We start from the raw sequence: 24,098 nt of genomic DNA, 5'->3' as shown, positions 1-24,098 counted from the left end.
TCAGGCGCCCGCCAGCGTCATCCCTTCCACGCGCAGAGTCGGCGCGTCCGTCCCCCGCCGGAAGACGAGGTCGGAGGCGGCGGAAAGCGCCAGGAACATCTCGGGGAGGCGGCCGGCGATGGTGATCTCGCTCACCGGCTCGGCAAGGCGGCCGTCGCGAATCATGAAGCCGGCGGCGCCGCGCGAGTAGTCGCCCGTCACGCCGTTCACCCCCATGCCGATCAGCTCGGTCACGAAGAGCCCCTCGCGGATATCGGCCATCAGCGCGTCCGGCGTGGGGGCGCCCGCCTCGACCCAGAGATTGCTGGGGGAGGGGGTGGGCGGGCCGCCCGTTCCGCGCGCGGCATGGCCGGTGGAGGCGAGGCTCAGCTGGCGGGCAGACCGTGAATCGAGCAGCCAGGAGCGCAGCACCCCGCCTTCGACCAGGGCAAGGCGACGCCCCGGCACCCCTTCCCCGTCGAAGGGACGGGAACGGAGGCCGCGCGCGCGCAGCGGGTCGTCCCACACCGTCATCCCGGCGGGTAGGATCTGCTTGCCCATGGCATCGCGCAGGAAGGAGGTGCCGCGCGCGATGGAGGCCCCGTTGATGGCGTTTGCCAGGTGGGACAGCAGCGAGTTCGCCACGCGCGGGTGGTACACCACCGGCACCGTGCCGGAGCGGGGACGGGTCGGGTTCAGCCGCGCCACCGCCTGCTCCCCGGCCTTGCGGCCGATCACCTCCGGCGCGTCGAGGTCGGCGAGGTGGGTGGCGGCGCTGTAGTCGTAGTCGCGCTGCATCCCAGTTCCTTCGCCGGCCAGGGCGGTGGCGGAAAGCGAGTGGGAACCGCGGACATATTCGCCGAAGAAGCCGCGCGAGGTGGCGAGGGCGCGGGTGCCGCGCGTCCAGCCGGCCGAGGCGCCTTCGCTGTTGGACACGCCGGAAACGGCCAGGGCCGCTTCCTCGGCCGCTGCGGCGCGGTCCAGCAGCGCCTCGGCCGAGGGTTCCTGGTGGTCGTCGAGGTCGAGGCCGCTTGCATCCGCTGCGGCGGGCACGTCCGGGATCTCCGCATGCGGGTCCTCGGGCACCACGCGGGCCATGGCGACGGCGCGCTCGGCCAGGGCGGCGAAGCCCTCGGGCGAGGCGTCGGTGCCGCTCACCGTCGCGACGCGGCGGCCGAGGAAGACGCGCAGGCCGAAATCCACCGATTCCGACCGTTCCAGCTGCTCGATCTGCCCGAGGCGGCGCCCCACCGCCAAGGAGGCGGATTCGACCAACAGCGCATCGGCCCCATCCGCCCCGGCGCGGCGGGCGGCGTCCAGCAGGGCGCCCAGGCGGTCCTGCCGGTTCACGCCGCCAGGCTTTCGGCGATGCTGGCCAGGGAAGGCACGCGGGAGATCGGACCCAGCGTGGCGAGGGAGGGGGTGCTGCGGAACAGCTTGGCCGCGACGCGCTGCACGTCCTCCACGGAGACGGCGGCGATCTTGGCCTTGGTTTCCTCCACCGGGATCACCCGCCCATGCACCTGGATCTGCCGCGCGATCTGCTCGCAGCGCGAGCCGGTGCTTTCCAGCGACATGAGCAGGGAGGCGCGAAGCTGCGCCTTGGCGCGGTTCAGCTCGTCCGGCGTCACGTCGCGCTGGACGCGCTTCAGCTCCTCCACCGCCACGGGCACGAGCTCCGCCGCCTGATCCTCGCCCGTGCCTGCGTAGAAGGCGAAGACGCCGCTATCCTCGTAGGGGTGGGCGAAGGAATAGATGGAATAGACCAGCCCGCGCTTCTCCCGGATCTCCTGGAAGAGCCGCGAGGACATGCCGCCGCCGAGCAGGGTGGAAAGCAGCAGCGAGGCGTGGTGGTCCTCGTCGCCATAGCGCGTGCCGGGGAAGCCGAGCACGAGGTGGACCTGGTCCAGCTCCCGCTCCTCGCGGAACTCGCCGCCCCGGTAGCGGGCCGGCTCGGGCGCGGGGGGCGCGACGTCGGGCAGGTCCCCGAAATGGGTGCGGACCATCTCCAGCAGCGCCTCGTGCTCGATGGCGCCGGCGGCGGCGACCACCATGCGCGACTGGCCGTAGTGGCGGCGCATGTAGCCGGTCAGCGCCTCGCGCGGCATGCGCTCGATGATCTCGGCGCGGCCCAGCGTGGGGCGGCCCATGGGCTGGTCGGGGAAGCACGTCTCCTGGAAATGGTCGAAGACGATGTCGTCCGGCGTGTCGTTGGCCTGGCCGATCTCCTGCAGGATGACGCCGCGTTCGCGCTCCAGCTCATCCGGGACCAGGGTGGAGTGGCAGAGGATGTCGCCGATGATGTCGGCGGCCAGCCCTGCATCCTCCTTCAGCACCTTGCAGTAATAGGCGGTTTGCTCCCGCGCCGTGTAGGCGTTGATGTGGCCGCCCACATTCTCGATCTCCCGCGCGATGGCGGCGGCGTCGCGCTTGCCCGTGCCCTTGAAGGCCATGTGCTCCAGGAAGTGGGAGGCGCCGTTCTCCTCCGCGCTCTCGTTGCGCGTGCCGGCATGGACATAGGCGCCGATGGAGACCGTCTCGACCCGCGGCATGTGCTCGGAGGCGACGATCAGGCCGCTGGGCAGGGTGGTGATGTTCAGCATGTTCCGGATATGGGCCTTCACGCAGCGTTGCGGAGTGCATGGCTTCGCACGAAGCTCTGCGCCTCACGCAAATCGTTCGGCAGCACGGAGAAGCGCTCCTCCCGCTCGAACAGGTCGGCCAGGGCAGGGGGCAGGGCGGGGCGCAGCCCGGTGGCCTGCTCCACCGCGTCGGGGAACTTGGCAGGGTGGGCGGTGGCGGCGACGATCACTGGCATGCCCTTGTTCTCCGGCGCCAGGGCGCGGGCGGCGGCGGTGCCGACCGCCGTGTGCGGGTCCAGCAGGTAGCCGGAGGCGCGGTAGACGCGGCGGATCTCCTCCAGCGTGCCGGCATCGTCCAGGGTGAAGCCCTGGAACTCCGCGACCGCGGCGCGCCAGGCGACGTCGGGCACCGGCATCCGCCCGGTGGCGCGGAACTCGCGCATCACCCGCGCGGTCGCCGCCGGATCGTCGCCCAGAAGCCCGTAGAGCAACCGCTCGAAATTGGAGGAAACCTGGATGTCCATGGAGGGCGAGAGCGAGGGCTCCACCGGCTTCGCGCTCATGTCGTTGGAGGCGAGGAAGCGCGCGAGAATGTCGTTGCGGTTGGCGCCGACGATGAAGCGGCCGATGGGCAGCCCCATGCGCTTCGCCGCCCAGGCCGCCAGCACGTTGCCGAAATTCCCGGTGGGCACGCTGACCGCCACCTCGCGCTCCGGCACGCCCAGGGCCAGGGCGGCGGCGGCGTAGTAGGGGATCTGCGCCGCGATGCGCGCCCAGTTGATGCTGTTCACCGCGGCGAGGCGCATCTCCTCCCGGAAAGGCGCGTCCACGAACATCGCCTTCACCAGGTCCTGGCAGTCGTCGAAGCTGCCCTCGATGGCCAGGTTGGCGACGTTGGGCGACGGCACCGTGGTCATCTGCCGCCGCTGCACCTCGGAGGTGCGGCCCAGCGGATGCAGGATCACGATGTCCACCGAGGCGCGGTCCCGGCACGCCTCGATGGCGGCGGAGCCGGTGTCGCCCGAGGTGGCGCCGACAATGGTGATGCGCTCGCCCCGCTTCGCCAGCACGTGGTCGAAGAGCCGGCCCAGCAGCTGCAGCGCCATGTCCTTGAAGGCCAGGGTGGGGCCGTGGAACAGCTCCAGCGCGAAGGCGCGGGAGTCGAGCTGCACCAGCGGCGCCACGGCCGGGTGGCGGAACCCGGCATAGGAGTCCCGGCACAGGCCCAGCAGCGTCTCGAAGGGGATGGAGCCGCCCGTGAAGGGGTGGATCACCCGGGCGGCCAGTTCCGCATAGGGAAGGCCGCGCATGGCGCGCCATTCGGCAGGGCTGAAATGTGGCCAGGATTCGGGCAGGAACAGCCCGCCATCCTCCGCCAGCCCGGCAAGCAGGACATCCTCGAAGCCGCGGGGGGCGGCTTCGCCACGGGTGGACACATAGCGCATGGGGCGGAACGTAACGGGTTCCGCCCCTTCCGGCTACTCGGCGGCCTGAAGCTGGCGCTCGGCGTAGGCCTCCAGCGGCGCGCAGGTGCAGACCAGGTTGCGATCGCCATGGACATTGTCCACGCGCTTCACCGGCGGCCAGTACTTGGCGGCGCGGACCCAGGGCAGGGGGAAGGCGGCCTCCTCCCGGCTATAGGGGTGGGACCAGTCGCCCGACATCACCTCCGCCGCCGTGTGCGGGGCGTTCTTCAGGGGATTGTCCTTGCGGTCGGCCCGTCCCTGCTCGACGGCGCGGATCTCGGCCCGAATGCTCACCATCGCCTCAATGAAGCGATCCATCTCCGCCTTGGGCTCGCTTTCCGTCGGCTCCACCATCAGCGTGCCGTTGACCGGCCAGGACATGGTGGGGGCGTGGAACCCGTAATCCTGCAGGCGCTTGGCGATGTCCTCCACCAGCACCCCGCCGCCCTGGCCGAAGCCGCGGCAATCCAGGATGCACTCATGCGCCACCATGCCCTTGGCGCCGCGGTACAGCACCGGGAAATGGTCGCGCAGACGCGCCGCCATGTAGTTGGCGTTGAGGATGGCGACCCCCGTCGCGCGCCGCATCCCCTCCGCTCCCATCATGCGGATATAGGCGTAGGAGATGGGCAGGATCGCGGCCGAGCCGAAGGGCGCGGCGCTGACCGGCCCGACGCCGGTCTCCGGCCCCGCCTCGGCCAGAAGCGGGTGGTTGGGCAGGAAGGGCGCGAGATGCGCCGCCACCCCCACCGGGCCGACGCCCGGCCCGCCGCCGCCATGCGGGATGCAGAAGGTCTTGTGCAGGTTCAGGTGGCACACGTCGGCGCCGATCGCGGCGGGCGAGGTGAGGCCGACCTGCGCGTTCATGTTGGCGCCGTCCATGTAGACCTGCCCGCCCCGCTCGTGGATCACGGCGCAGATCTCGCGGATCGCCTCCTCGAACACGCCATGGGTGGAGGGGTAGGTGACCATGAGGGCCGCGAGGCGGTCCTTGTGCGCCTCCGCCTTCGCGCGCAAGTCGGACAGGTCCACGTTGCCGTCGCGGTCGCAGGCCACGACCACCACCTTCATCCCGGCCATGACGGCCGAGGCAGGGTTGGTGCCGTGCGCGCTGGACGGGATGAGGCACACGTCGCGCTGCGCCTCGCCGCGCGAATGGTGCCAGGCGCGGATGGCGAGCAGCCCGGCATACTCCCCCTGCGACCCGGCATTGGGCTGCAGGGACACGGCGGCGAAGCCGGTCACGGCGCAGAGCCACGCCTCAAGCTGGCGGATCAGGGCGATGTAGCCCTCGGCCTGGTCCGCGGGCGCGAAGGGATGCAGCTCGCTGAAGCCCGGCCAGGTGATCGGGATCATCTCCGCCGTGGCATTCAGCTTCATGGTGCAGGAGCCGAGCGGGATCATGGAGCGATTGAGCGCCACGTCCTTGTCCTCGAGCCGCTTCAGGTAGCGCAGCATCGCGTGCTCGGCGTGGTGGGTGTTGAACACCTCCGCCCGGAGGAAGGGGGAGCGCCGTTCAAGCGCTGCCGGGATGCCGCCCTTTGCAGAACCCGGTGCGCTGCCCAGAACGCGGCAAAGCGCATCCAGCTCCTCGCGCGTCACCGTCTCGTCCAGCGCGACGGCGACGGCGCCGTCCAGGCGGCGCAGGTTGAACCCGGCCTCCAGCGCCGCCGCCAGGACCGCGTCGGTCTCGGCGCCCGTCTCGAAGGCGACGGTGTCGAAGAAGGCCTCGTGGCGCAGCGGAAAACGGGAGGCGCCGGCCAGCAGCTGCGCCAGCAGGCTCACCCGGCGTGCGATGCGCGTCAGCCCTTCCGGCCCGTGCCACACCGCGTACATGGAGGCGATGACGGCCAGCAGCACCTGCGCGGTGCAGATGTTGCTCGTCGCCTTCTCGCGGCGGATGTGCTGTTCGCGCGTCTGCAGTGCGAGGCGCATGGCCGGCGCGCCCATCGCGTCCACCGACACGCCGACGAGGCGTCCGGGCAGGGAGCGCTTCAGCGCGTCCTTCACCGCCATGAAGGCGGCGTGGGGCCCGCCATAGCCCATCGGCACGCCGAAGCGCTGCGAGGAGCCGACGACGATGTCCGCCCCCATCTCGCCGGGCGGGGTGAGCAGCGTCAGGGCCAGCAGGTCCGTGGCGACGATCGAAAGCGCGCCTGCTTCCTGCGCCGCCGCGATCTCGGGCGCGATGTCGCGCAGCGCGCCTTCCGTGCCCGGATACTGGGTCAGAACGGCGAAGGGCTTCTCTGCCGCGACCGAAGCCGCGAGGCCGGCGGCGGGCGCCACCACGATGCGGATTCCCACCGGCTCGGCGCGCACGCGCACCACGGCAAGGGTCTGGGGATGGAGGTCATCGGCCACCACCAGCACGTCGGAGCGGCCCTTGTGCTGCCCGTGCGCCAACGTCACCGCCTCCGCCGCCGCCGTGCCCTCGTCGAGCAGCGAGGCATTGGCGACCGGCAGGCCCGTGAGGTCCGTCACCATGGTCTGGAAGTTGACCAGCGCCTCCAGCCGGCCCTGGGCGATCTCCGCCTGATAGGGGGTGTAGGCGGTGTACCAGCCGGGGTTTTCCAGCACATTGCGCAGGATGACCGGCGGGGTGCGCGTGCCGTGATACCCCATGCCGAGGAGCGAGCGCTTCACTTGGTTGCGCGCGGCGATGGCGCGAAGCTCGGCCAGGGCGCCCGCCTCGTTCACCGGGGCGGGCAGGGCGGACAGGTCGGCGCCGCGGATCGGGCCGGGCACGGTGCGGGAGACCAGCTCCTCCAGGCTCGCCGCGCCGACGACGCGCAGCATCTCTGCGATCTCGGCCTCAGAGGGGCCGATGTGGCGCCGGATGAATTCACCCTGGTCTTCGAGTTCCGCCAGCGTGGCGAGGTCGCTCATGCGAGGCTCTCCACGTGCGAGGCATAGGCGTCAGCGTCCATGAGGCCGTCCGGCAGCTCGCCCTCGGGGGCGATGCGGAAGAACCACCCCTCGCCGGTCGGCGCCTGGTTCACCAGGCCGGGGTTGTCCACCAGCGCGGCGTTCACCTCGACGATCTTGCCGGTGACCGGGGCGTAGACGTCGCTCGCCGCCTTCACGCTCTCCACCACCGCGATGGCCTCGCCGGCCTGGACCTCGCGGCCCGGCTCCGGCAGGTCGACGAAGACCACGTCGCCCAGCGCGTTCTGCGCATGGTCGGTGATGCCCACCGTCGCCGCCTCGCCCTCGAAGCGGAGCCACTCATGGTCCTTGGTGAACTTCATGGTCATGGCGCTGGGTCCTTTCAGCGGGCGTAGCGATGGGGTTGGAAGGGCGTGGGAGCGACGCGGGCCGGCAGGGCCTTGTCGCGCACGCGAAGCTCGAGGGAGGTGCCGTCGGCGGCGAGGTCGCGGCGGACATAGCCCATGGCGACCGGCGCCCCGACCGAGGGGCCGAAGCCACCGGAGGTGATCTCGCCCACCGTCGCGCCGCCGCTCTCGACCGCGGTGTGGGCACGGGCGGGCTGGCGGCCTTCGGGACGGATGCCGACGCGCAGCCGCTTCGGGCCGTTGTCCAGCGCCTCGCGCACCGGCTCGGCGCCGACGAAGTCCCATGCCATGCGGCGGCGCTTGCCCATGGACCAGACCAGCGCGGCCTCGACCGGGTTGGTGTCCTCGTCGAGGTCGTTGCCGTAGAGGCAGAGCCCGGCTTCCAGCCGCAGCGAGTCGCGCGCGCCGAGGCCGGCGGGCATGACGCCCGGCAGGGACAGCAGGTGCCGCGCCAGCGCCTCGGCCTGCTCTGCCGCCACGCTGATCTCCAGCCCATCCTCGCCCGTGTAGCCGGAGCGGGAGGCGATGACCGGGATGCCGGCGATCTCCAGCGCGCCGATGCCCATGAAGCTCATCCCGGTGGGGATCAGCCCTGCCACCTCCGGCCCCTGCAGCGCCAGCAGGGCGCGGTCGGGCAGGGGGCGCAGCCGCACCCCGGCGGGCAGCACGGATTCGATCAGCGGGAAATCCACGTGCTTGCGCGACGCGTTGACGACCAGCATCAGCCGGCCGCCCAGGTTCGCGACCATGAAGTCGTCCACGATGCCGCCGCGCTCATTGAGTAGCAGGCCGTAGCGCTGGCGGCCGGGCTTCAGCGCCTGCACGTCGGCGGGGGTCAGCCGCTCCAGCGCCGCCGCGGCGCCTTCGCCCACCAGTTCCGCCTGGCCCATGTGGGACACGTCGAACAGGGCGGCGCGGGCGCGGCAATGCAGGTGCTCGGCCATGATGCCGGCCGGATACTGCACGGGCATGGCGTACCCCGCGAAGGGCACCATGCGCCCGCCCAGTTCACGGTGCAGACCCGCCAGCGGGGTTTCGAGCAGGACTTCGTCGGCCACGCATTCTCCCTGCCGCGCACGCGGCGGTTCGAGGTCGTGGCCCCCCTCTGTCCATGGACCTGAGAGATTCAGGAAGCCGGGCTTCCCTTACTCCGTCGGTGCCGGCGCCATCGCTGGCTCCGGGCTTTCCAGAGTGTCCCTGTGTCCGCGCGCGGCCCTTTTGCCTGAGCGTTTCCGGGGGCCGGTTGCGCCTTCGGCGACCCTCCGCCCGGGGGCTTCAGGTTCTCTCCCGCGCGCGGAGCGCGGACCGCGTGGTTGTGCCTGCTATGGGAAGTGGATGCAAGGCGGAAACGCGGAGCTCAGCCCCGCCGGCGCAGCACCAGCGTCGCCCAGGGCGCGAGGTCCAGCCGCCGTTCCAGCACCAACCCCTGCCGCCGGTGGGCCGCCAGCACCATCGGCACCTGCTTCCCCAGCAGCCCGGCCAGGATCGCCGTCCCGCCCGGCGCCAAGTGATCCGCGAGGTCCTTCGCCATGGCGCAAAGCGGCCGCGCCAGGATGTTGGCGAAGACCAGGTCATAGGGCGCCGGCTTGCGCACCGCCGCCGCGCGCCAGCCATCGGCCAGGATCGCCCGCACCCGGCCGCGCAGCCCGTTCATCACCGCATTGTCCTGCGCGACGCGCACCGACCATGGCTCGATATCCGTGGCCAGCACCCGGCAGCCCCACAGCTTCGCCGCCGCCATGGCCAGGATGCCGCTGCCGGAGCCGAGGTCGAGCACCCGTGCCTCCTGCCGCCCGTGCCGGGGCAGTCCTTCCAGCGCCATGAGGCAGCCGCGCGTCGAGTTGTGCTCGCCCGAGCCGAAGGCGAGCCCGGCATCCAGCGTCAGGGCAATTCGCCCATAGACCGTGTCTTGCGGCACATGCGTCGGGCGCAGCAGGAAGCGCTGCCCCACGGGCATGACCGGGAAAGCCTCCACCGTGCGGGCCAGCCAGCCATCCGCCTCGGTGTCGTGCCGCTCCAGCGCCGCCTCGTGCCCCGTCAGCCCGGAGGCGAGGGCCAGCGCCGTCTGCAGCGCCACAGGGTCGGCCGTCGCCTCGCGCACGGCCTCGATGCGCCAGGTGTCCGTCGGCTCGTCGCGGAACAGCGCCACCGTGGCGCTGACGGAAAGCAGCGCCGCCTCGAAGGCCGGCACCGCCTCCTCCGGCAGCCCGTCCAGCACGAGGGTCTCCAGCGGCTGCGGGTGGCGCTTCAATGCACGAGCTCCACGAAGCCGGCCATAACGCGCTTGGTGCCCGCCTTCTCGAACTCGATGTCCAGCCGACCCTCCTCGGATGCCGTCACGGTGCCGTAGCCGAATTTCTGGTGGAAGACGCGGCTGCCCACGGCAATCTCCGGCGTGGGCCGCGACTCCACCTCCCAGGCGCCGGCCTCGATCAGCCGTGGCCGCCGCGTTCCCAGCAGGGGCCCGCCGCCGAAGACGGAGGAGGGGACCGGGATGGGCCGGCGCTCCGCTCCTTCCCGCGTCACCTCGCCCTCCGGCAACTCGTCCAGGAAGCGCGAAGGGATGGAGGAGGTCCAGTTGCCGTAGATGCGGCGGTTGGCGGCATGCGAGATCACGCAGCATTTCCGCGCCCGCGTGATGCCTACGTAGGCCAGGCGCCGCTCCTCCTCCAGGCTCTTCGCGCCGCCCTCGTCGAGCGAGCGCTGCGAGGGGAAAAGCCCTTCCTCCCAGCCCGGCAGGAACACCATGTCGAATTCCAGCCCCTTGGCGGCGTGCAGCGTCATCAGCGACACCTTCTCGCCCTCCGCCTTGTCGTCATTCTCCATCACGAGGGCGATGTGCTCCAGGAAGGCGGCCATGTCCGGGAAGTCGGCCATGGCGCGCAGCAATTCCTTGAGGTTGTCCAGCCGTCCCGGCGCCTCGGCGGAGCGGTCGTTCTTCCACATCTCGGTGTAGCCGCTTTCCTCCAGCAGCCGCGCCGCGACGACCACGTGGCCCTCGCGCTCCATCGCCTCGCGCCAGCGGGCCATGCCCTCCAGCAGCTCGCGCAGCGCGGCGCGCGGCTTGGGGCGCAGCGCGCCGCCCTCCACCATCCGCTCCGCCGCGATACGCAGCGGCACCCCCTGCTCCCGCGCCGCGACGTGCAGCGAGGTCAGCGCCGTGTCGCCCAGCCCGCGTTTCGGCACGTTGACGATGCGCTCGAAGGCCAGGTCGTCGCTCGCGCTCACCGTCGCGCGAAAATAGGCGATGGCGTCACGGATTTCCTGCCGCTCGTAGAACTTGGCGCCGCCGAAGACGCGATACGGGATGCCAAGGGTGATCAGCCTTTCCTCGAAGGAGCGGGTCTGGAATCCGGCCCGCACCAGGATGGCGATCTCGGACAGCGAGGTGCCCTTGCGCTGCGCCTGCTCGATGCGCTCCCCCACGCTGCGCGCCTCCTCCTCGCTGTCCCACAGCGAGACGATGCACACCTGCTCGCCATCCGCGTCGCGGCGCCCGGCGCGCAGCGTCTTGCCCAGTCGCCCCTGGTTGCGGGAGATGAGGTGGGAGGCGGCGGCCAGGATGGGCCGCGTCGAGCGGTAATTGGACTCCAACCGCACGATGACGGCGCCGGGAAAGTCCTTCTCGAAGCGCAGGATGTTCTCGATCTCCGCGCCGCGCCACGAATAGATGGACTGGTCGTCGTCGCCCACGCAGCAGATGTTCCGGTGCCCCTGCGCCAGCAGGCGCAGCCACATGTACTGCACGAGGTTCGTGTCCTGGTACTCGTCCACCAGGATGTAGCGGAACAGCCGGTGGTAGCGCTCCAGCACCTCCGGGTGGTTGCGCAGGATCTCCGTCACGTGCAGCAAGAGGTCGCCGAAGTCGCAGGCATTCAGCGCCGCCAGCCGCGCCTGGTAGGAGGCGTACAGCGCCTCCGCCCGGTTGTTCGCGTAGTCGCTGGACTCCGCTACGGGGATCTTGCCGGGCGCGAGGCCTCGATCCTTCCAGCGCTGGATCACTCCCATCAGCCCGGCGGGCGGCCAGCGCTTGAGGTCCACCCCCGCGGCGTCCATCACCTGCTTCAGCAGGCGCGTCTGGTCATCCGTGTCCAGGATGGTGAAGTCCGGCCGCAGCCCGACCAACTCGGCATGGCGCCGCAGCATCCGTGCCGCCAGCGCGTGGAAGGTGCCGAGCCACAGCCCCTCCACCGGGCGCTGCAGGATGGCGCCCACGCGCTCCCGCATCTCGCGCGCCGCCTTGTTGGTGAAGGTCACGGCCAGCACCTGGTGCGGCTGGGCGCGGCCGGTCATCAGCAGGTGGGCGAAGCGCGTGGTCAGCACGCGCGTCTTGCCGGTGCCGGCGCCCGCCAGCACCAGCAGCGGGCCGTCCAGCGTCTCGACCGCCGCGCGCTGCTCAGGGTTCAGCCGCGACAGGTATTCGGGGAGGGGAGGGGTTGCCGTCACCGCCGAGGCTATAGAACATCCGGCCAACACCACCAATGGCGAAGCGCGTTGCAGGCAATCCGGCACTTCCTTGAATGGTCGGCCCGCAAGGGCGCTGCGCTTCTGGCCGTGGGAATCTTCGTCGGACTCTTCACCCCGCCCCTCGCGGCCCTGCTGCGCGACGTGGTCACGCCGGTGGTCTTTTCCCTGATGACCCTTGTCCTGCTCCGCGTGGACCCGGTTCAGGTGCTGGGCTATCTGCGCCGGCCCCTGCTGGTGCTGGCCCTGCTGATCTGGCTGCTGGTCGCCTCGCCCGTCATCGCCTGGGCCGTCTGCGCCGCGCTGGGCTTCGAGGGGCCGCTCGCCGCCGCGCTGGTCATCATGGCGACCGGCTGCGCCGCCACCTCCTCCCCCGCCTTCGCCCGCCTCGTCGGGCTGGATGGCGAGATCTCGCTGGTCGCCGCCGTGCTTTCCACCCTGCTGGTGCCCTTCACCGCGCCGCCCCTGGCGCTGGGGCTGATGGGAATCGACCTCGCCATCTCGCTGGAGGGGCTGATGCTGCGCCTCGCCCTGGTGGTCGGGCTGCCGCTCCTGCTCTCCATCGCCATCCGCCGCGTGCTCGGCCCCCGGCGCCTCGCCGAATGGGGCCGCGCGGTGGACGGCGCCTCCGTCCTGCTCGTGGTGCTCTACGGCTTCGGCGTGATGGACGGCATCCTCGCCCGCCTGCTGGCGGAGCCGCGCTTCGTCCTGGCCGGCATCGCCCTCGCCTTTGCCGGCGCCTTCGCCCTCAACCTCGCCACGGCGCTCGCCTTCTTCCCCTTCGGCAAGCGGGTGGCCCTTTCGGCCGGGCTGCTCTCGGGCAACCGCAACATGGCGCTCTACCTTGCCGTGCTGCCCGCCGCGACGGATGCGCGAATCCTGATGTTCTTCGCGCTCTGCCAGTTTCCCCTGTTTCTCAGCCCATTCTTGCTGCGCGCAGTCTATGCGCGGCTGGTGCCGGAGCCTCAGCCCGCCTCCTGAGGCGCCGCATCCTGGGAAACCATGCCCTTCTGCGGCCGCGCTCCCAGGATATGCGCGATGGCATAGGTCAGGTCCGCCCGGTTCAGCGTGTAGAAGTGGAACTCGTCCACCCCGTTCGCCTGCAGGATCCGCACCTGCTCCGCCGCCACCGTGGCCGCGATCAGGTGCCGCGTCCCGGTATCCTCCTCCAGCCCCTCGAACAGCGCCTCCAGCCAGGCCGGCACGGAGGTGCCGCACATGGCGGAGAAGCGCTTCACCTGGGTGAAGTTCGCCACCGGCAGGATGCCCGGCACGATCGGCAGGGTGATCCCCGCCGCGTGGCACCGGTCCAGGAAACGCAGGTACACGTCGGTGTCGAAGAAGTACTGCGTGATCGCCCGGTTCGCCCCGGCATCGATCTTGCGCTTCAGGAAGTCCAGGTCGGTGCTGGCGCAGACCGCCGCCGGATGCGTCTCCGGATAGGCGCCGACGCTGATGTCGAAATCGCCGATCCGCCGCAGCCCCCGCACCAGATCCTCGGCCTGGGCATAGCCGCCCGGATGCGGCTCGTACCCCGCCGCCCCGGCCGGCGGGTCGCCGCGCAGCGCGACGATGTGCCGCACCCCGGCGTCCCAATAGGCGCGCGCCACCTCGTCCACCTCCTCGCGAGTCGCGCCGACGCAGGTCAGGTGCGCGGCCGGCGTCAGGCTGGTTTCCCGCACCAGCCGTGCCACGGTGTCATGCGTGCGCGACCGGGTGGAGCCGCCGGCGCCGTAGGTGACGGACACGAAGCGCGGCCCCAGCGGCTCCAGCCGCCGGATCGCCGCCCACAGATCGGCCTCCATCTTGTCGTTCTTCGGCGGAAAGAACTCGAAGGACAGCTTCGGCACCGGGAGGGCGGCCGGCGAAGGGAGGGTGCCGATTCGCGGGCCGGTCAGCCAGCGCTCGAGCGTGTTGGGGGCGGTATCCATGGCATGGCAGGAATGGCGTCCGCCGCGCCCTGACGCAAGAGGGTTTGCACGGAACCGAGCCGCGGCGGTAAACCTGCCGTGTTCGGCCAAGTTAATCACGCGAAGCCTCCGCCCAACCGGGCGCCAGCCCTGAAGGACAGCCAGCCCCCATGCGCCTCCGGTCCGCCCTCCTTTCGGCAGCCCTTCTTCTGGGCCTGGCCGGATGCGCCACGCCCCCGCCCGCCACGGACCGCGAGGCGCTGCAGGAATTCCGCGCGAACAACGATCCGCTGGAGCCGTTTAACCGCGCCATGTTCCAGGTGAACGACGCCATCGACATGGTGGCGCTGCGCCCCGCCGCGGTGGTGTACCGCACCGTGGTGCCGCCGCCGCTGCGCACCGGCATCCGCAACGCGCTGGCCAATCTCCGCGCGCCGACCGTCCTCGCCAACGACATCCTGCAGGCCCAGCCGGAGCGCGCCTTCCGCACCGCCGCCCGCTTCGCCATCAACTCCACCCTCGGCCTCGGCGGGCTGATCGACGTGGCGGAATGGCAGTTCGGCCTCCCCGGCCACCGCGAGGATTTCGGCCAGACCCTGGCGGTCTGGGGCCTCGGCGAGGGCCCGTACCTCTTCCTGCCCGTCATCGGCCCCTCCAACCCGCGCGACCTCGTCGGGCTGACCGTGGACGCCGTCGCCTCCCCCTGGAACTGGATCGGCCAGGGCGAGGTGGTCGAGGCGCTGCGCTGGGCGCGCTTCGGCCTCACCATCCTCGACACGCGCGAGGAGGTGCTGGACACGCTGGACGAGGTGCGCCGCACCTCGCTCGACCCCTACAGCACCATCCGCTCGGGCTACCGCCAGCGCCGCCGCGCGGAAATCTCCAACCAGGCCGGTCCCGAGCTGCCTTCCCCCAGCACCGGCTTCGGCTCCGTCATCCCCCAGACTCCTGCCGACCCCGGCCCGCGCTGAGGCCCTCCCCAACGGGACCCTCAGCGCCGCGTTTCGAGGAACATGCCAGTGACCCCCCCCCGCCTTTCCCGCCGGACCCTGTTCGGCGCCGCCCTGCTGTCGCTCCCCGCCCTGCCCGCCCTGGCGCAGATGGACCCCAACCGCGCCGCCGCCTTCATCCAGGCGACGGGACAGGAGCTGGTGGGCGTGCTGAACGCCAACGCGCCGGTCGAGCGCCGCCGCGCCGCCGTGGCCGAAATCCTCCGCCGCTCCGTGGACATCGAGGGCACGGGCCGCTTCATCCTCGGCCGCTGGTGGCGCGCCGCCTCCCCGGCCGAGCAGGCGGAGTTCCTGCGCCTCTTCGAGGAGGTGCTGATCCGCAACCTCGCCTCCCGCTTCGGCGAGTACCAGGGCGTGCAATTCGCCCTCGGCCGCGCGCAGCAGCGCACGGAGGACGACGCGCTCGTCACCACGGTCGTGCAGCGCCCCGGCAGCGCCGCCTTCACCCTGGACTGGCGCGTGGCCGAGGTGAACGGCCAGCCCCGCATCGTGGACCTGGTGGCCGAGGGAGCCTCGCTCCGCCTCACCCAGCGCTCCGAGTATTCCGCCGTGATCCAGCGCGGCGGCAACCAGGTGGGCGCGCTGCTGAACGCCATGCGGCAGCAGATCGCGCAGCTTTCCCGCTAGCGGCGGCACCTAGGCCGGCTCCCAGGCGCGGCGGATGCGCCGCGTCCCGCTGAACAGGCGGAACAAGGCCCGGCACAGCCGGAAGAACCGGGTGGCGACCGCGTCCGGCCAGTCCGGCACGCGGCGCATTCCGGGCAGGATGACGCGGCGGTGGCAGCGTGCGGACAAATCCGGATCCGGGAAGCGCGACATCGGCGCCCGCAGCGCCGAGGCCAGCCCCGTCGCCCGCGCCACCAGCACCCCGCGCAGCCCCTGTCCGCGCCACGCCCGCCGATAAGCGCGGCAAACGAAGTATTCGAGCGCCGGCAGATCCGGCTTCTCCTCCGCCAGCTTGATCAGCAGCAGCATCCACAGCTTGCGCGCGGTCCAGCGGCGAAACGTCCGGTGCAGCGTGTCGCCCTTCACCCCCGGCGCCGCCTCCGCCGCGACCTCCCGCCAGGGCCGGCGCTGCATCGCCCCTTCCAGCACCGCCTCGAACCGCACCAGCAGCGGCAGCGCCGAAGGCCGCCCCACCTCATGCGCGCACACCATCTCCAGCACCGGCCACACGAAGCGCAGCTCCGCCTCCGTCAGCGGCCGCCAGTCCTGCGGGGCGGACAGGCGCGGCGCATGGCGGTGCCGTGGGCGGAGGCGCGCCAGGACGCGATGGAGGCGCGCGAGACGTCCGGCTGAACTTTCCCGCTCCGTCTTGCATCGCCCTGCCATCCCTGCCTCCGCAGCAACGTTCGAACAAAGCAAGAACAAGGCTGCGAAGTCAAGAAATCGGCGCCTTCAGGCGCTCTCCCTTTTGATGCTGCCAGCGCGCGGGAAATCATGACAGGCTGGTGCCCGGTCCTTGCTCGACGAACCTGCGAAGGATGACGCGGATGAGAAGCCACGAACCCGCAGGGGGCATGGCCATGCGGAAACGTTCCGCGTTCACCGTCATCCTCCGCGCGGCCCTCGCCCTGGCATTTTCTGTCGCGGTTCAGGCCGCTGTCGCGGCGCCGGTCGATGTCCAGGTCTGGGGTCGCAGCTTCCGCATCGACCCAAGCCCCGATGCCGAGGACAGGGACAGCCGGCCGTTCTCGGCGCTGGTCGGGGCGCTCCCGTCCGACCTCGCTCCGGCGCCCGGCTTCCGCCCGACGGACGAGCAGGTCCTGGCCGAGGTCGAGGAAAGGACCTGGATCGCGCAGTTTCGGGGAGAGGACGCGTTCAACGCGCTGCTGGCCGCCCGGAGGCGAAGGAACCCCCGCATCGACGAGTTCGACCTTGCGATGTCCTTCCACGAAGGAAGCGGCGGCGCGGCCTCGCCGGAGGTGCAGCGACTTTTCGACACCCACGCGGCGCTGAAGCTCCTGACACGAGGCCTCAGGCGGTCCATGGGCAAGCCGGAGGAGGCAAATTCCGGCTTCCATTTCACCCTGCCGCCATTGCCGGCGGAGGTTTCCGCAAGCTACCGCCAGCAAGGCTTCAACCCGGCCGCGGCCTATGCCGGCTTCCGAACGGTCAGGGCCGCCTATCGCTCCGGCGACATGGCGCTGATCGCCCGGGTTGTGGACTTTCCTCTCACCCTCGGGGGAGCACGCAGGCGCACCATCCGCATTGCCGCCGAGCTCGCGGCCGCACGCGACGCCATCCTCCATCCAGCCATCAGGGAGGTCGTGTCCAGGCAGGCCTTCAACGACCTGTTCGTCCGGGACCAGGGCGCGATGTTCGGCAACGGAGAAGTCTGGATCGGACCGGGCCGGATCGGCAACGTGGTCTTCAAGGTGCGGACGATCAACGCGCCCTAGTCACCCGCGCCGCAGCCACTCGCGCAACCGCCCCGGCGCCTCACGCATCGCCCCCTCATCCCCGCAATACGAGAACCGCAGGAACCGGTGCCCCCTCGCGCGGTCGAAATCCACCCCTGGCGTCGCCGCGATCCCGGCGCCCTCCAGCATCCGCGCGGCGAAATCCAGGCTGTCATTGCTCATCCCATGCAGGTCGCACCACAGGTAGAAGGCGCCATCCGCCGCCGCGATCCGCCCGAACCCCGCCTCCGGCAACCCCGCCAGCAGCGCCGCGCGTGACCGCGCATACGAAGCCTTGCGCGCCTCCAGCTCCTCCGTGCAGTCCATCGCCGCCTCGGCCGCCACCTGCGCCACGTGCGGCGCCGAGATGAACATGTTCTGCGCCAGGCACTCCACCGGCCGCACCAGGTCGTCGGGCAGCACCAGCCAGCCGATGCGCCACCCCGTCATGCACCAGTATTTCGAGAAGCTGTTCACCACCACCGCGCTCGGGCTGAACGCGGCCGCCGTGCTTTCCGCGACCGTCCCCCAGGACAGCCCGTGATAGATCTCGTCCGACACCAGCCGGACGCCCTTGTCGTGGCACCAGCGCGCGATGGCGCGCAGCTCGTCGGGCGCCAGCATGGTCCCAGCCGGGTTGCACGGGCTGGCGACGATCAGCCCGTCGGGCAGGGGGTCCAGCTTCTCCAGCATCGCCAGGGTCGGCTGGAACCGCGACCCCGCGTCGCATTCCAGCAGCACCGGCTCCATCCCCAGCGCCGCGAGGATGTTGGCATAGGGCGGGTAGAAGGGCGCCGCCATCGCCACCCGGTCCCCCCGGTCGAACGCCGCCAGGAAGGCGAGGGGAAACGCCCCCGAGGCGCCCACCGTCACCGCGATGCGCCGCTCCGGCACCGCCACCCCGTAATGCTCGCGATAGTGGCGCGCGATGCGCGCCCGCAGCGAAGGCATCCCGAAGGCCTCGGTGTAGCCCAGGGTGCTGCCCGAGCGCAGCGCCCGCTCCGCCGCCGCGACGGCGCCTTCCGGCGCGCCGAATCCCGGCTGCCCCACCTCCATGCGGAGGATGCGCGGCGCGTCCGGCGGCAGCGCGGCCTCGCGCGCATTGGCGGCCGCGATCACGTCCATGACCAGGAAGGGCGGCGCCTCCGCCCCCCGTCCGGTCTTGATCACCGGTCGGTGGCGCCCAGCGCCACCCCCGCGCCGCGCGGGTCGCTCACCGTGGCGCAAAGCTGCTCCCAGCCCGGCAGGTAGCGCGGGCACTGGCCGAACTGCGCCCGCCCGCCCGGCGGCACCTGCGCGATGGCGGACGCGGCGTCGGCGTCGCGCCCCATCCCGGCCGCCAGCGGCGCCGCCACGGCCAGCGGGGCCCATTCCTGGCCCGACCCGGCGGCGGCGGCACGGAAGGCGCGCAGGTTCGGATTCCAGCCGATCGCGGCGGAAAGCGGCGCGGCGGTGATCCGCCCGCGCCCCGGCGCGGCCGCCGCCAGGAACCCCATGCCCGGCACGGTGCGCCCGGTGCCGAACAGGTTGTTCAGGCTGAAGGCGCAGCTGACCGCCAGGCCGTTGCGGTCATAGACGATCAGCCCGGCGCTGGCCGGCAGCGGACCGGCGAGGGGGCCGGGCTCCTGCCCCGCCATCAGCGCCTGGAAGGCCTGGGCGGCCGGCAGCCCCGACTCGGGCAGGAAGGAGGCGCGGTCGCCGCCGCGCGCCGCCAGCGTCACCGCCGGCACCACGCGCGGCAGCGCCGCCCGCAGCTCGCCCTGGGCATAGGTGCCGCCGCCGGCCAGGGGCATCGCCTCCTCCAGCCGCCGCGCCAGCGTGCCCTGGTGCAGGTCGCCCACGCCGGAAACGCGCAGCGCCGTCAGCGTCGCGCCCAGGGCCGGGTTCGCGAACCGGTCCCCCACCGCGACCGGCACGCCGTTGCGGCTGAACACCGCCCGCGAATCCGGATCGGCGAAGAGCGGCCCCTGCACGGCGGACAGGTCGGCGTGGAGCGCGCGGGTCATCGGCGCGCCGAACCGCGCCAGCTGCTCCGCCGGGGCGATCAGCTCCTCGAAGGGGCGGCCGGTGCGCTGGCGCGTGTGCAGCGCGAAGAGGCCGCGCGCCAGCATGGGCACCGCCGCCGGGCGGTCCGCGTCGGACAGGCCGCCGGAGCGCGCCCCGGCCTCGAACATCACCGCCTCGGCGTCGTTGCGGCGCGGGTCGAACACCACGCAGGCCCCGCCGCCGCCCAGCCCGACGCGCGAGGGCAGGGTGACCGCCATCACGAACCCCGCCGCCACCGCCGCGTCCACGGCCGAGCCGCCGGCGGCCAGCACCTCGCGCCCCGCCGCGGCGGCCATCGGGTCCTCGGCCGCGATGCCGCCCAGGAAGCCCCGCACGAAGCCGGGCTGCCCCGCCTGGGCCGAGGGGCCGCCGAGCAAGCCGGAGGTGACCGACCGCGCCGTCTCGCACCCCGCGAGGGCGAGGCCGGAGGAAAGGAGGATGGCGAGTCGCGGGAGGCGGGAGATCATGGCCCGTGGTTCTTGCCCCGAAGCGCCCCTCCCGGCAACCGCGTCCCTCCCTTGCCCGGACGGCGCGGCCTGGGCCATAGGCGCCGCATGAACCGCCGCGCCCTTCTCGCCCTTGCCGCCCTTGCCCCCACGGGCGCCCTGGCCCAGGCCCTTTCCCCCGCCCAGCGGGAGGAGGTGCTGCAGATCCTGCGCGAGGCGCTGCGCACCGACCCTTCCATCCTGCGCGACGCGCTGTCCGGGCTGGAACAGGCGGAAATCCGCGACCGCGAAACCGCCCAGCGCCGCGCCATCGCCGAGAACGCCGACGCGCTGTTCCGCGACCCCAGCCTGCCGGTGAAGGGCAACCCGCAGGGCCGCGTGGTCATCGCCGAGTTCTTCGATGCGCGCTGCGGCTACTGCAAGCAGCTGCATCCGGTGATGGAGCAGCTCCTCGCCAGCGAGCGCGACGTGAAGGTGGTCATGATCGACCTGCCCATCCTCGGCCCCAACTCGGTGCTGGCCTCCCGCGCCCTGCTCGCCGCGCAGAAGCAGGACCGCTACGCGCCGCTGCAGGACGCGCTGCTGCGCCTGCGCGAGGAGCCGACGGAACCCGCCATTCGCCGCGAGGCGGAGCGGCTGCGCCTCGACTGGACGCGCCTGCGCCGCGACATGGACGACCCCGCCATCGCCCGCCGCATCGAGCGCAACATCGCCCTGGCCCGCGCCCTGCAAATCCAGGGCACGCCCGCCCTCGTGATCGGCGAGGCGCTGATCCCCGGTGCGGTGGACCTTCCGACCCTGCAATCCCTGGTCAGCCGCGCGCGAGGCTGAACGGGCCGCGCTGCGCGGCCTAAGGGGCCGACGCCGCGCCGAACTCCCGCGCCAGCCCCGCCCAGCGCTCCCGCTGCTCCGCGAGGAGGGCGGCGAAGGCCGCGGGCGTGCCGCCGGACCGGAGCTGCAGCCCCACCCCGCGCAACCGCTCCGCCAGGAGGTGGTCGGCCAGGATGGCGGCGGCCTCGCCGGCGATGCGCTCCCGCAGGGCGTCCGGCATGTCCTTCCAGCCGAACAGCCCGTGGATTCCCTCCTGGCGGAAGCCGGGAAAGCCCTGCTCGGCGCTGGTGGGCACTCCGGGCAAGGCGGGGGCGCGCTCCGCCCCCGTGACGGCGATCACGCGCAGCCGCTCCTCGCGCGCCGCTCCCACGAGGGGCGCCAGGGGCGCCAGCGCGACATGGAGCCGCCCGGCCAGCATCTCCGCCACCGTGACCGCGCCGATGCCGCGGAATCCCACATGCACCATGTCGAGGCCCGCGTCGCGCAGGAAGGCCCGCATCGCGAGATAGGGCGGCCCGGGCGCGGCCGTGTAGTTGAGCAGCCCGGGATTCTCGCGGGCGTGGCCGACGAGCCCTGCCAGGTCCCGCACGGGGAGCGCCGCCGGCACGGCGACGCCGAACAGGTCGGTGCTGAGATCCAGGACGGGCGAGAGCGCGGCCATGGGATCAAAGCCGAGGCGCGGGTTGAGGAGGGGGGTCACCGTGATGGCGCCGTGATTGGCGAGGAACAGCGCGTCCCTCGGTGCGGCCGCGATCATCGCCTCGAGGGCCGGGATGCCGTCGGCACCCGGCCGCCCCTCCACGGTCACCGGTTGGCCCCAGCGCGCGCCCAGCCTCTCGGCCATCAGCCGCGCGACGAGGTCCAGGGACGAGCCAGGCGGGGCGGGCGTGATGACCCGCACGCGACGCTGCGGCCAGGCGGAAGCGCCCTCCGCCTGCGCCGCGCCGCGGGACGACGCCGCGCCGAGCCCGGGCAGCAGGGCCAGGACTGTGCGGCGGCCGGGCGCCGCCATGCTCCGATGGTTGGGCATATCGTCCTCCGCTGGTGGGCGCCGCGCTTTCGCAGGAAGCGGCCCAGGAAGCAGACGGCGCCCACGGCCATGAACGGAAGTGGTATCTGGTCATAACGGGATGACCATCGGGAATAGGCGCCGATGCAGGCAGATGAGGGCGTCGCGCGGCGCCTCCGGATCCGCGACCTCCACACGCTGCGCGTGGTGGCCGAACTCGGCAGCATGGCTCAGGCCGCGGAACGGCTTGCCCTTTCCCAATCGGCCATCTCGAAGGCCATCGCAGGGATGGAGCGCACCCTCGGCGTCCCGTTGCTCGACCGGTCCTCGCGCGGCGTCGTGGCGACCGGCTACGGCCGCATCCTGCTCGCGCGCAGCACCGCGATGCTCGACGAGCTGCGGCAGGGAATGGAGGAACTCCGCTTCCTGGCCGACCCGACGCAAGGCGAGGTGCGCGTCGGGGCGACGGAACCGATGACCGCCGTGGTGTCCGCCGTCATCGACCACCTGTCCCGCCGCCACGCCCGGCTGCACTTCCGCGTCGAGGTCGCCCACACGACCGAATTGCTGCAGAGGCTTCGCGACCGCGACCTCGACCTCGCCATCACGCGGGTCGCGGATGCGCGCGCGGAGCCGGACCTGCAGGCCGAGATCCTGTTCGACGACGCGCTGACGGTGGTGGCCGACCGGAGCAACCCGCTGATCCACCGGCAGGGCGCCACGCTTGCCGAGCTGCTGAAGGAACCCTGGGCGCTGCCGCCTTACGACAGCTTCCTCGGCCGCTTCATCCTGAAGGCCTTCCAGGACCGGGGGCTGGAGCCGCCGCTCGCCACCGTCTCCACCCGATCCGTGCAGATGTGGGTGGCGATGCTGCGGACGGGGCGTTTCCTGGGCATCGGCCCCTCCGCGATGCTGCGCTTCCCCGTGCACTACCCGTCCCTCGCGGCCGTGCCGGTGGAACTCCCCGAAACCCGGCGGCCCATCGCGCTGGTGACGCTCGGCGACCGCAGCCTGACGCCCGCGTCCCGCCTGTTCGCGGAAACGGCCCGCCTCGTCTCGCGGGAGGCCACGGAGGGGGCGTAGCGCACCCTTGGCCGGCAACGCCTCAGCCCACGGAGAACGACGCCTCCGCGTCCAGCGGATAGCTCGGGCGCGGCAGCCGCCGCCAGGTGAAGTTGGACAGCACCGGCGAGGTCAGCCCCTTGCTGTCCACCTCGAAGATGCGGTCGGGCGGAAAGAACTCGTCGAACCCCGCGCGGAAATGCCCGCGCGACTTCACCACCACCGTGCGCGCCTCCGCGATGTCGATGCCGTGCATCTCCAGCGTGCGCGGCTCGTGGCATTGCCGCCGCAAGGAGATCACCACGACCCGCATCCCCGAGCCGTCCAGCTCCAGCAGCGCCGTCCGCCCCAGCTCGAAGTCGCGCCCCGCCATGGTGCCGCGCCGGCCGGTGCCCCTGCCGTCCGTCAGCTTCACCACCCGCGCCCCGCTTTCGAAGCGGCGGGAGAACTCGCTTTCCACCCGGTTGAACACGGCATGGAACTGCGCGCCCTCGCCCAGCGCATGCGCCTCCTCGGCCAGGGCCGGGTCCACGAACAGCCCCAGCACCACGCCTTTCGCCCCCGCCTCGTGCAGCGCCCGCAGCGTGTAGGTGGTCGAGCCGCGCCCGCCGCCGCCCGGATTGTCGCCCGCGTCGGAGAAGATCACCGGCGTCTCGCGCCCCTCGCCGGCAGCGACGGCCAATGCCGCCGCCTCCTCCAGGCTCAGCAGCCGCCGCGTGTGCCGGTGCCGCTCCGCCCAGGCCCGTTCCGCGAGCGCCCGCGCCGCCGCGTCCGCCGCCGCCTGGTCGCGGTCGCGCGCGGTGACCGTCACGGTGATCCCGCATTTCGGCAGGTCGCTGAACACGAAGCCGCCGGCCACCGAGACATTCAGCAAGCGCCGGTCGCGTGCGGTCATCGCCTCCGCCTCGCGGATCAGGTCGGCATAGGGGCCGTTGTCGGTCAGCAGCGTCACCGTGGGCGGGATCAGCGGCAGGCGGATGAAGGATTTCGCCGTGCGCATCCCCGCCAGCATCTCGCGCAGCGCATCCGCCGCCTCCGCCGCCCGCGCCGCCATGTCCACGTGCGGGTTGGTGCGGTAGACGATCAGCGCGTCGGACAGCGCGACCAGCCTTTCGCTCACGTTGCAGTGCAGGTCGTGCGTGACGACCACCGGCACGGCGGGCCCCACCACCTCGCGGATCATCGCCAGCATGGTGCCGTCGCTGTCCTCGTCGCCCGTCGCGCTGCTCGCGCCATGGTTGGCGACATAGACTCCGTCCAGCGGCAGCGTCGCCACCAGGCCGCGCCGCATCTCGTCCAGGAAGTCGAGGAACACCGCCTGCTCGATCGGCCCGCCCGGCGGCGAGTTCGCCACCAGCACCGGGCAGGGCACCCAAGGGCCCGTCTCGTCCATGCGGCGATAGAAGCCCGGCAGCTCCGCCGGCAGGGCGGAGGAGGGCGCGCGCGCCTGCGCCGAGATCTCCTCCCCGCGCGACAGGCATTGCGCGGCGAAGTCCGCCAGCGTGGTGGGCGGGGCGAAGGCGTTGGCCTCCAGGTGCAGGCCCAGGACGGCGATGCGGGGTGGTGACATGGACTCCCTCCGGCGCGGCGATATGCTC

20 protein-coding genes and 2 riboswitches are annotated in these 24,098 nt (G+C 72.1%); of the genes, 6 read left to right on the top strand and 14 right to left on the bottom strand.

Translation table 11 applies throughout. The features are described from left to right. The 8 genes from OF850_RS11390 to OF850_RS11355 form a co-directional block, all read right to left on the bottom strand. Complete coding sequence (locus OF850_RS11390) at positions 1-1,329, bottom strand: TldD/PmbA family protein (RefSeq protein ID WP_301590218.1); 1,329 nt, start codon at positions 1,327-1,329, stop codon at positions 1-3. Further along, entirely contained in the window at positions 1,326-2,591 is a 1,266-nt protein-coding gene (locus OF850_RS11385; RefSeq protein ID WP_301590255.1) for a M16 family metallopeptidase, read from the bottom strand. The genes OF850_RS11390 and OF850_RS11385 overlap by 4 nt, the downstream gene beginning before the upstream one ends. 8 nt (positions 2,592-2,599) lie before the next feature. Beyond that, positions 2,600-4,006 carry a threonine synthase gene (gene thrC / locus OF850_RS11380; protein WP_301590217.1) on the bottom strand — a complete coding sequence of 469 codons (1,407 nt, stop codon included), beginning with the start codon at positions 4,004-4,006 and terminating at the stop codon, positions 2,600-2,602. A 33-nt stretch (positions 4,007-4,039) separates the two neighbouring features. Beyond that, entirely contained in the window at positions 4,040-6,913 is a 2,874-nt protein-coding gene (gene gcvP / locus OF850_RS11375) for an aminomethyl-transferring glycine dehydrogenase (protein WP_301590216.1), read from the bottom strand. Beyond that, positions 6,910-7,281, bottom strand: a complete 372-nt coding sequence (gene gcvH, locus OF850_RS11370) for a glycine cleavage system protein GcvH (RefSeq protein WP_301590215.1) — start codon at positions 7,279-7,281, stop codon at positions 6,910-6,912. Before gcvH ends, gcvP begins: the two co-directional genes overlap by 4 nt. Positions 7,282-7,295: 14 nt before the next feature. Beyond that, positions 7,296-8,378: a glycine cleavage system aminomethyltransferase GcvT gene (gcvT, locus tag OF850_RS11365; protein WP_301590214.1), complete on the bottom strand. Its 1,083-nt coding sequence runs from the start codon at positions 8,376-8,378 to the stop codon at positions 7,296-7,298. 37 nt (positions 8,379-8,415) lie between these two features. Then, positions 8,416-8,520, bottom strand: a riboswitch (glycine riboswitch). Beyond that, positions 8,521-8,620, bottom strand: a riboswitch (glycine riboswitch). A gap of 57 nt (positions 8,621-8,677) precedes the next feature. After that, positions 8,678-9,571 carry a 50S ribosomal protein L11 methyltransferase gene (locus OF850_RS11360; protein WP_301590213.1) on the bottom strand — a complete coding sequence of 298 codons (894 nt, stop codon included), beginning with the start codon at positions 9,569-9,571 and terminating at the stop codon, positions 8,678-8,680. Further along, positions 9,568-11,766, bottom strand: a complete 2,199-nt coding sequence (locus tag OF850_RS11355) for an ATP-dependent helicase (RefSeq protein WP_301590212.1) — start codon at positions 11,764-11,766, stop codon at positions 9,568-9,570. Before OF850_RS11355 ends, OF850_RS11360 begins: the two co-directional genes overlap by 4 nt. Positions 11,767-11,814: 48 nt before the next feature. Here OF850_RS11355 and OF850_RS11350 point away from each other — a divergent pair, with 48 nt between their 5' ends. Beyond that, positions 11,815-12,765, top strand: coding sequence for a hypothetical protein (locus OF850_RS11350; protein ID WP_301590211.1), 951 nt, complete (start codon positions 11,815-11,817; stop codon positions 12,763-12,765). Here the strand turns inward: OF850_RS11350 and metF are convergent. After that, positions 12,750-13,715: a methylenetetrahydrofolate reductase [NAD(P)H] gene (gene metF / locus OF850_RS11345; protein ID WP_301590209.1), complete on the bottom strand. Its 966-nt coding sequence runs from the start codon at positions 13,713-13,715 to the stop codon at positions 12,750-12,752. The two genes, OF850_RS11350 and metF, sit on opposite strands and share 16 nt — an antisense overlap. Positions 13,716-13,864: 149 nt before the next feature. Between metF and OF850_RS11340 the strand changes: the two genes are divergently transcribed. Both OF850_RS11340 and OF850_RS11335 read left to right on the top strand, forming a co-directional pair. Then, positions 13,865-14,665 (top strand): MlaA family lipoprotein, encoded by an 801-nt coding sequence (locus tag OF850_RS11340; RefSeq protein WP_301590208.1) that lies wholly within the window; start codon positions 13,865-13,867, stop codon positions 14,663-14,665. A 48-nt stretch (positions 14,666-14,713) separates the two neighbouring features. Beyond that, positions 14,714-15,331, top strand: coding sequence for an MlaC/ttg2D family ABC transporter substrate-binding protein (locus OF850_RS11335; protein WP_301590207.1), 618 nt, complete (start codon positions 14,714-14,716; stop codon positions 15,329-15,331). A 9-nt stretch (positions 15,332-15,340) separates the two neighbouring features. On the opposite strand, the gene OF850_RS11330 is transcribed toward OF850_RS11335, so the two are convergent. Continuing rightward, positions 15,341-16,036: a hypothetical protein gene (locus OF850_RS11330; RefSeq protein WP_301590206.1), complete on the bottom strand. Its 696-nt coding sequence runs from the start codon at positions 16,034-16,036 to the stop codon at positions 15,341-15,343. 194 nt (positions 16,037-16,230) lie between these two features. Between OF850_RS11330 and OF850_RS11325 the strand changes: the two genes are divergently transcribed. After that, positions 16,231-17,106: a hypothetical protein gene (locus tag OF850_RS11325; RefSeq protein WP_301590205.1), complete on the top strand. Its 876-nt coding sequence runs from the start codon at positions 16,231-16,233 to the stop codon at positions 17,104-17,106. Here OF850_RS11325 and OF850_RS11320 read toward each other — a convergent pair whose 3' ends face one another. Both OF850_RS11320 and OF850_RS11315 read right to left on the bottom strand, forming a co-directional pair. Next, positions 17,107-18,276, bottom strand: a complete 1,170-nt coding sequence (locus tag OF850_RS11320; RefSeq protein ID WP_456314059.1) for a pyridoxal phosphate-dependent aminotransferase — start codon at positions 18,274-18,276, stop codon at positions 17,107-17,109. After that, positions 18,273-19,619, bottom strand: coding sequence for a gamma-glutamyltransferase (locus OF850_RS11315; RefSeq protein ID WP_301590204.1), 1,347 nt, complete (start codon positions 19,617-19,619; stop codon positions 18,273-18,275). The genes OF850_RS11320 and OF850_RS11315 overlap by 4 nt, the downstream gene beginning before the upstream one ends. A gap of 87 nt (positions 19,620-19,706) precedes the next feature. On the opposite strand from OF850_RS11315, the gene OF850_RS11310 reads away from it, so the two are divergent. Beyond that, positions 19,707-20,429 carry a DsbA family protein gene (locus OF850_RS11310; protein ID WP_301590203.1) on the top strand — a complete coding sequence of 241 codons (723 nt, stop codon included), beginning with the start codon at positions 19,707-19,709 and terminating at the stop codon, positions 20,427-20,429. A 19-nt stretch (positions 20,430-20,448) separates the two neighbouring features. On the opposite strand, the gene OF850_RS11305 is transcribed toward OF850_RS11310, so the two are convergent. Then, positions 20,449-21,459 (bottom strand): Bug family tripartite tricarboxylate transporter substrate binding protein, encoded by a 1,011-nt coding sequence (locus tag OF850_RS11305; protein ID WP_301590202.1) that lies wholly within the window; start codon positions 21,457-21,459, stop codon positions 20,449-20,451. Positions 21,460-21,582: 123 nt separating this feature from the next. Here OF850_RS11305 and OF850_RS11300 point away from each other — a divergent pair, with 123 nt between their 5' ends. Continuing rightward, positions 21,583-22,521, top strand: coding sequence for a LysR family transcriptional regulator (locus tag OF850_RS11300; RefSeq protein WP_301590201.1), 939 nt, complete (start codon positions 21,583-21,585; stop codon positions 22,519-22,521). A 22-nt stretch (positions 22,522-22,543) separates the two neighbouring features. On the opposite strand, the gene OF850_RS11295 is transcribed toward OF850_RS11300, so the two are convergent. Further along, positions 22,544-24,070, bottom strand: coding sequence for a M81 family metallopeptidase (locus OF850_RS11295; protein ID WP_301590200.1), 1,527 nt, complete (start codon positions 24,068-24,070; stop codon positions 22,544-22,546). Positions 24,071-24,098: the final 28 nt, after the last annotated feature.

Source organism: Sabulicella glaciei (assembly GCF_026183895.1).
GTDB classification, from domain to species: Bacteria; Pseudomonadota; Alphaproteobacteria; order Acetobacterales; family Acetobacteraceae; genus Roseococcus; species Roseococcus glaciei.
Note: the sequence above shows the minus strand (reverse complement) of the source record. Positions and strands in the feature narration are given on the sequence as shown.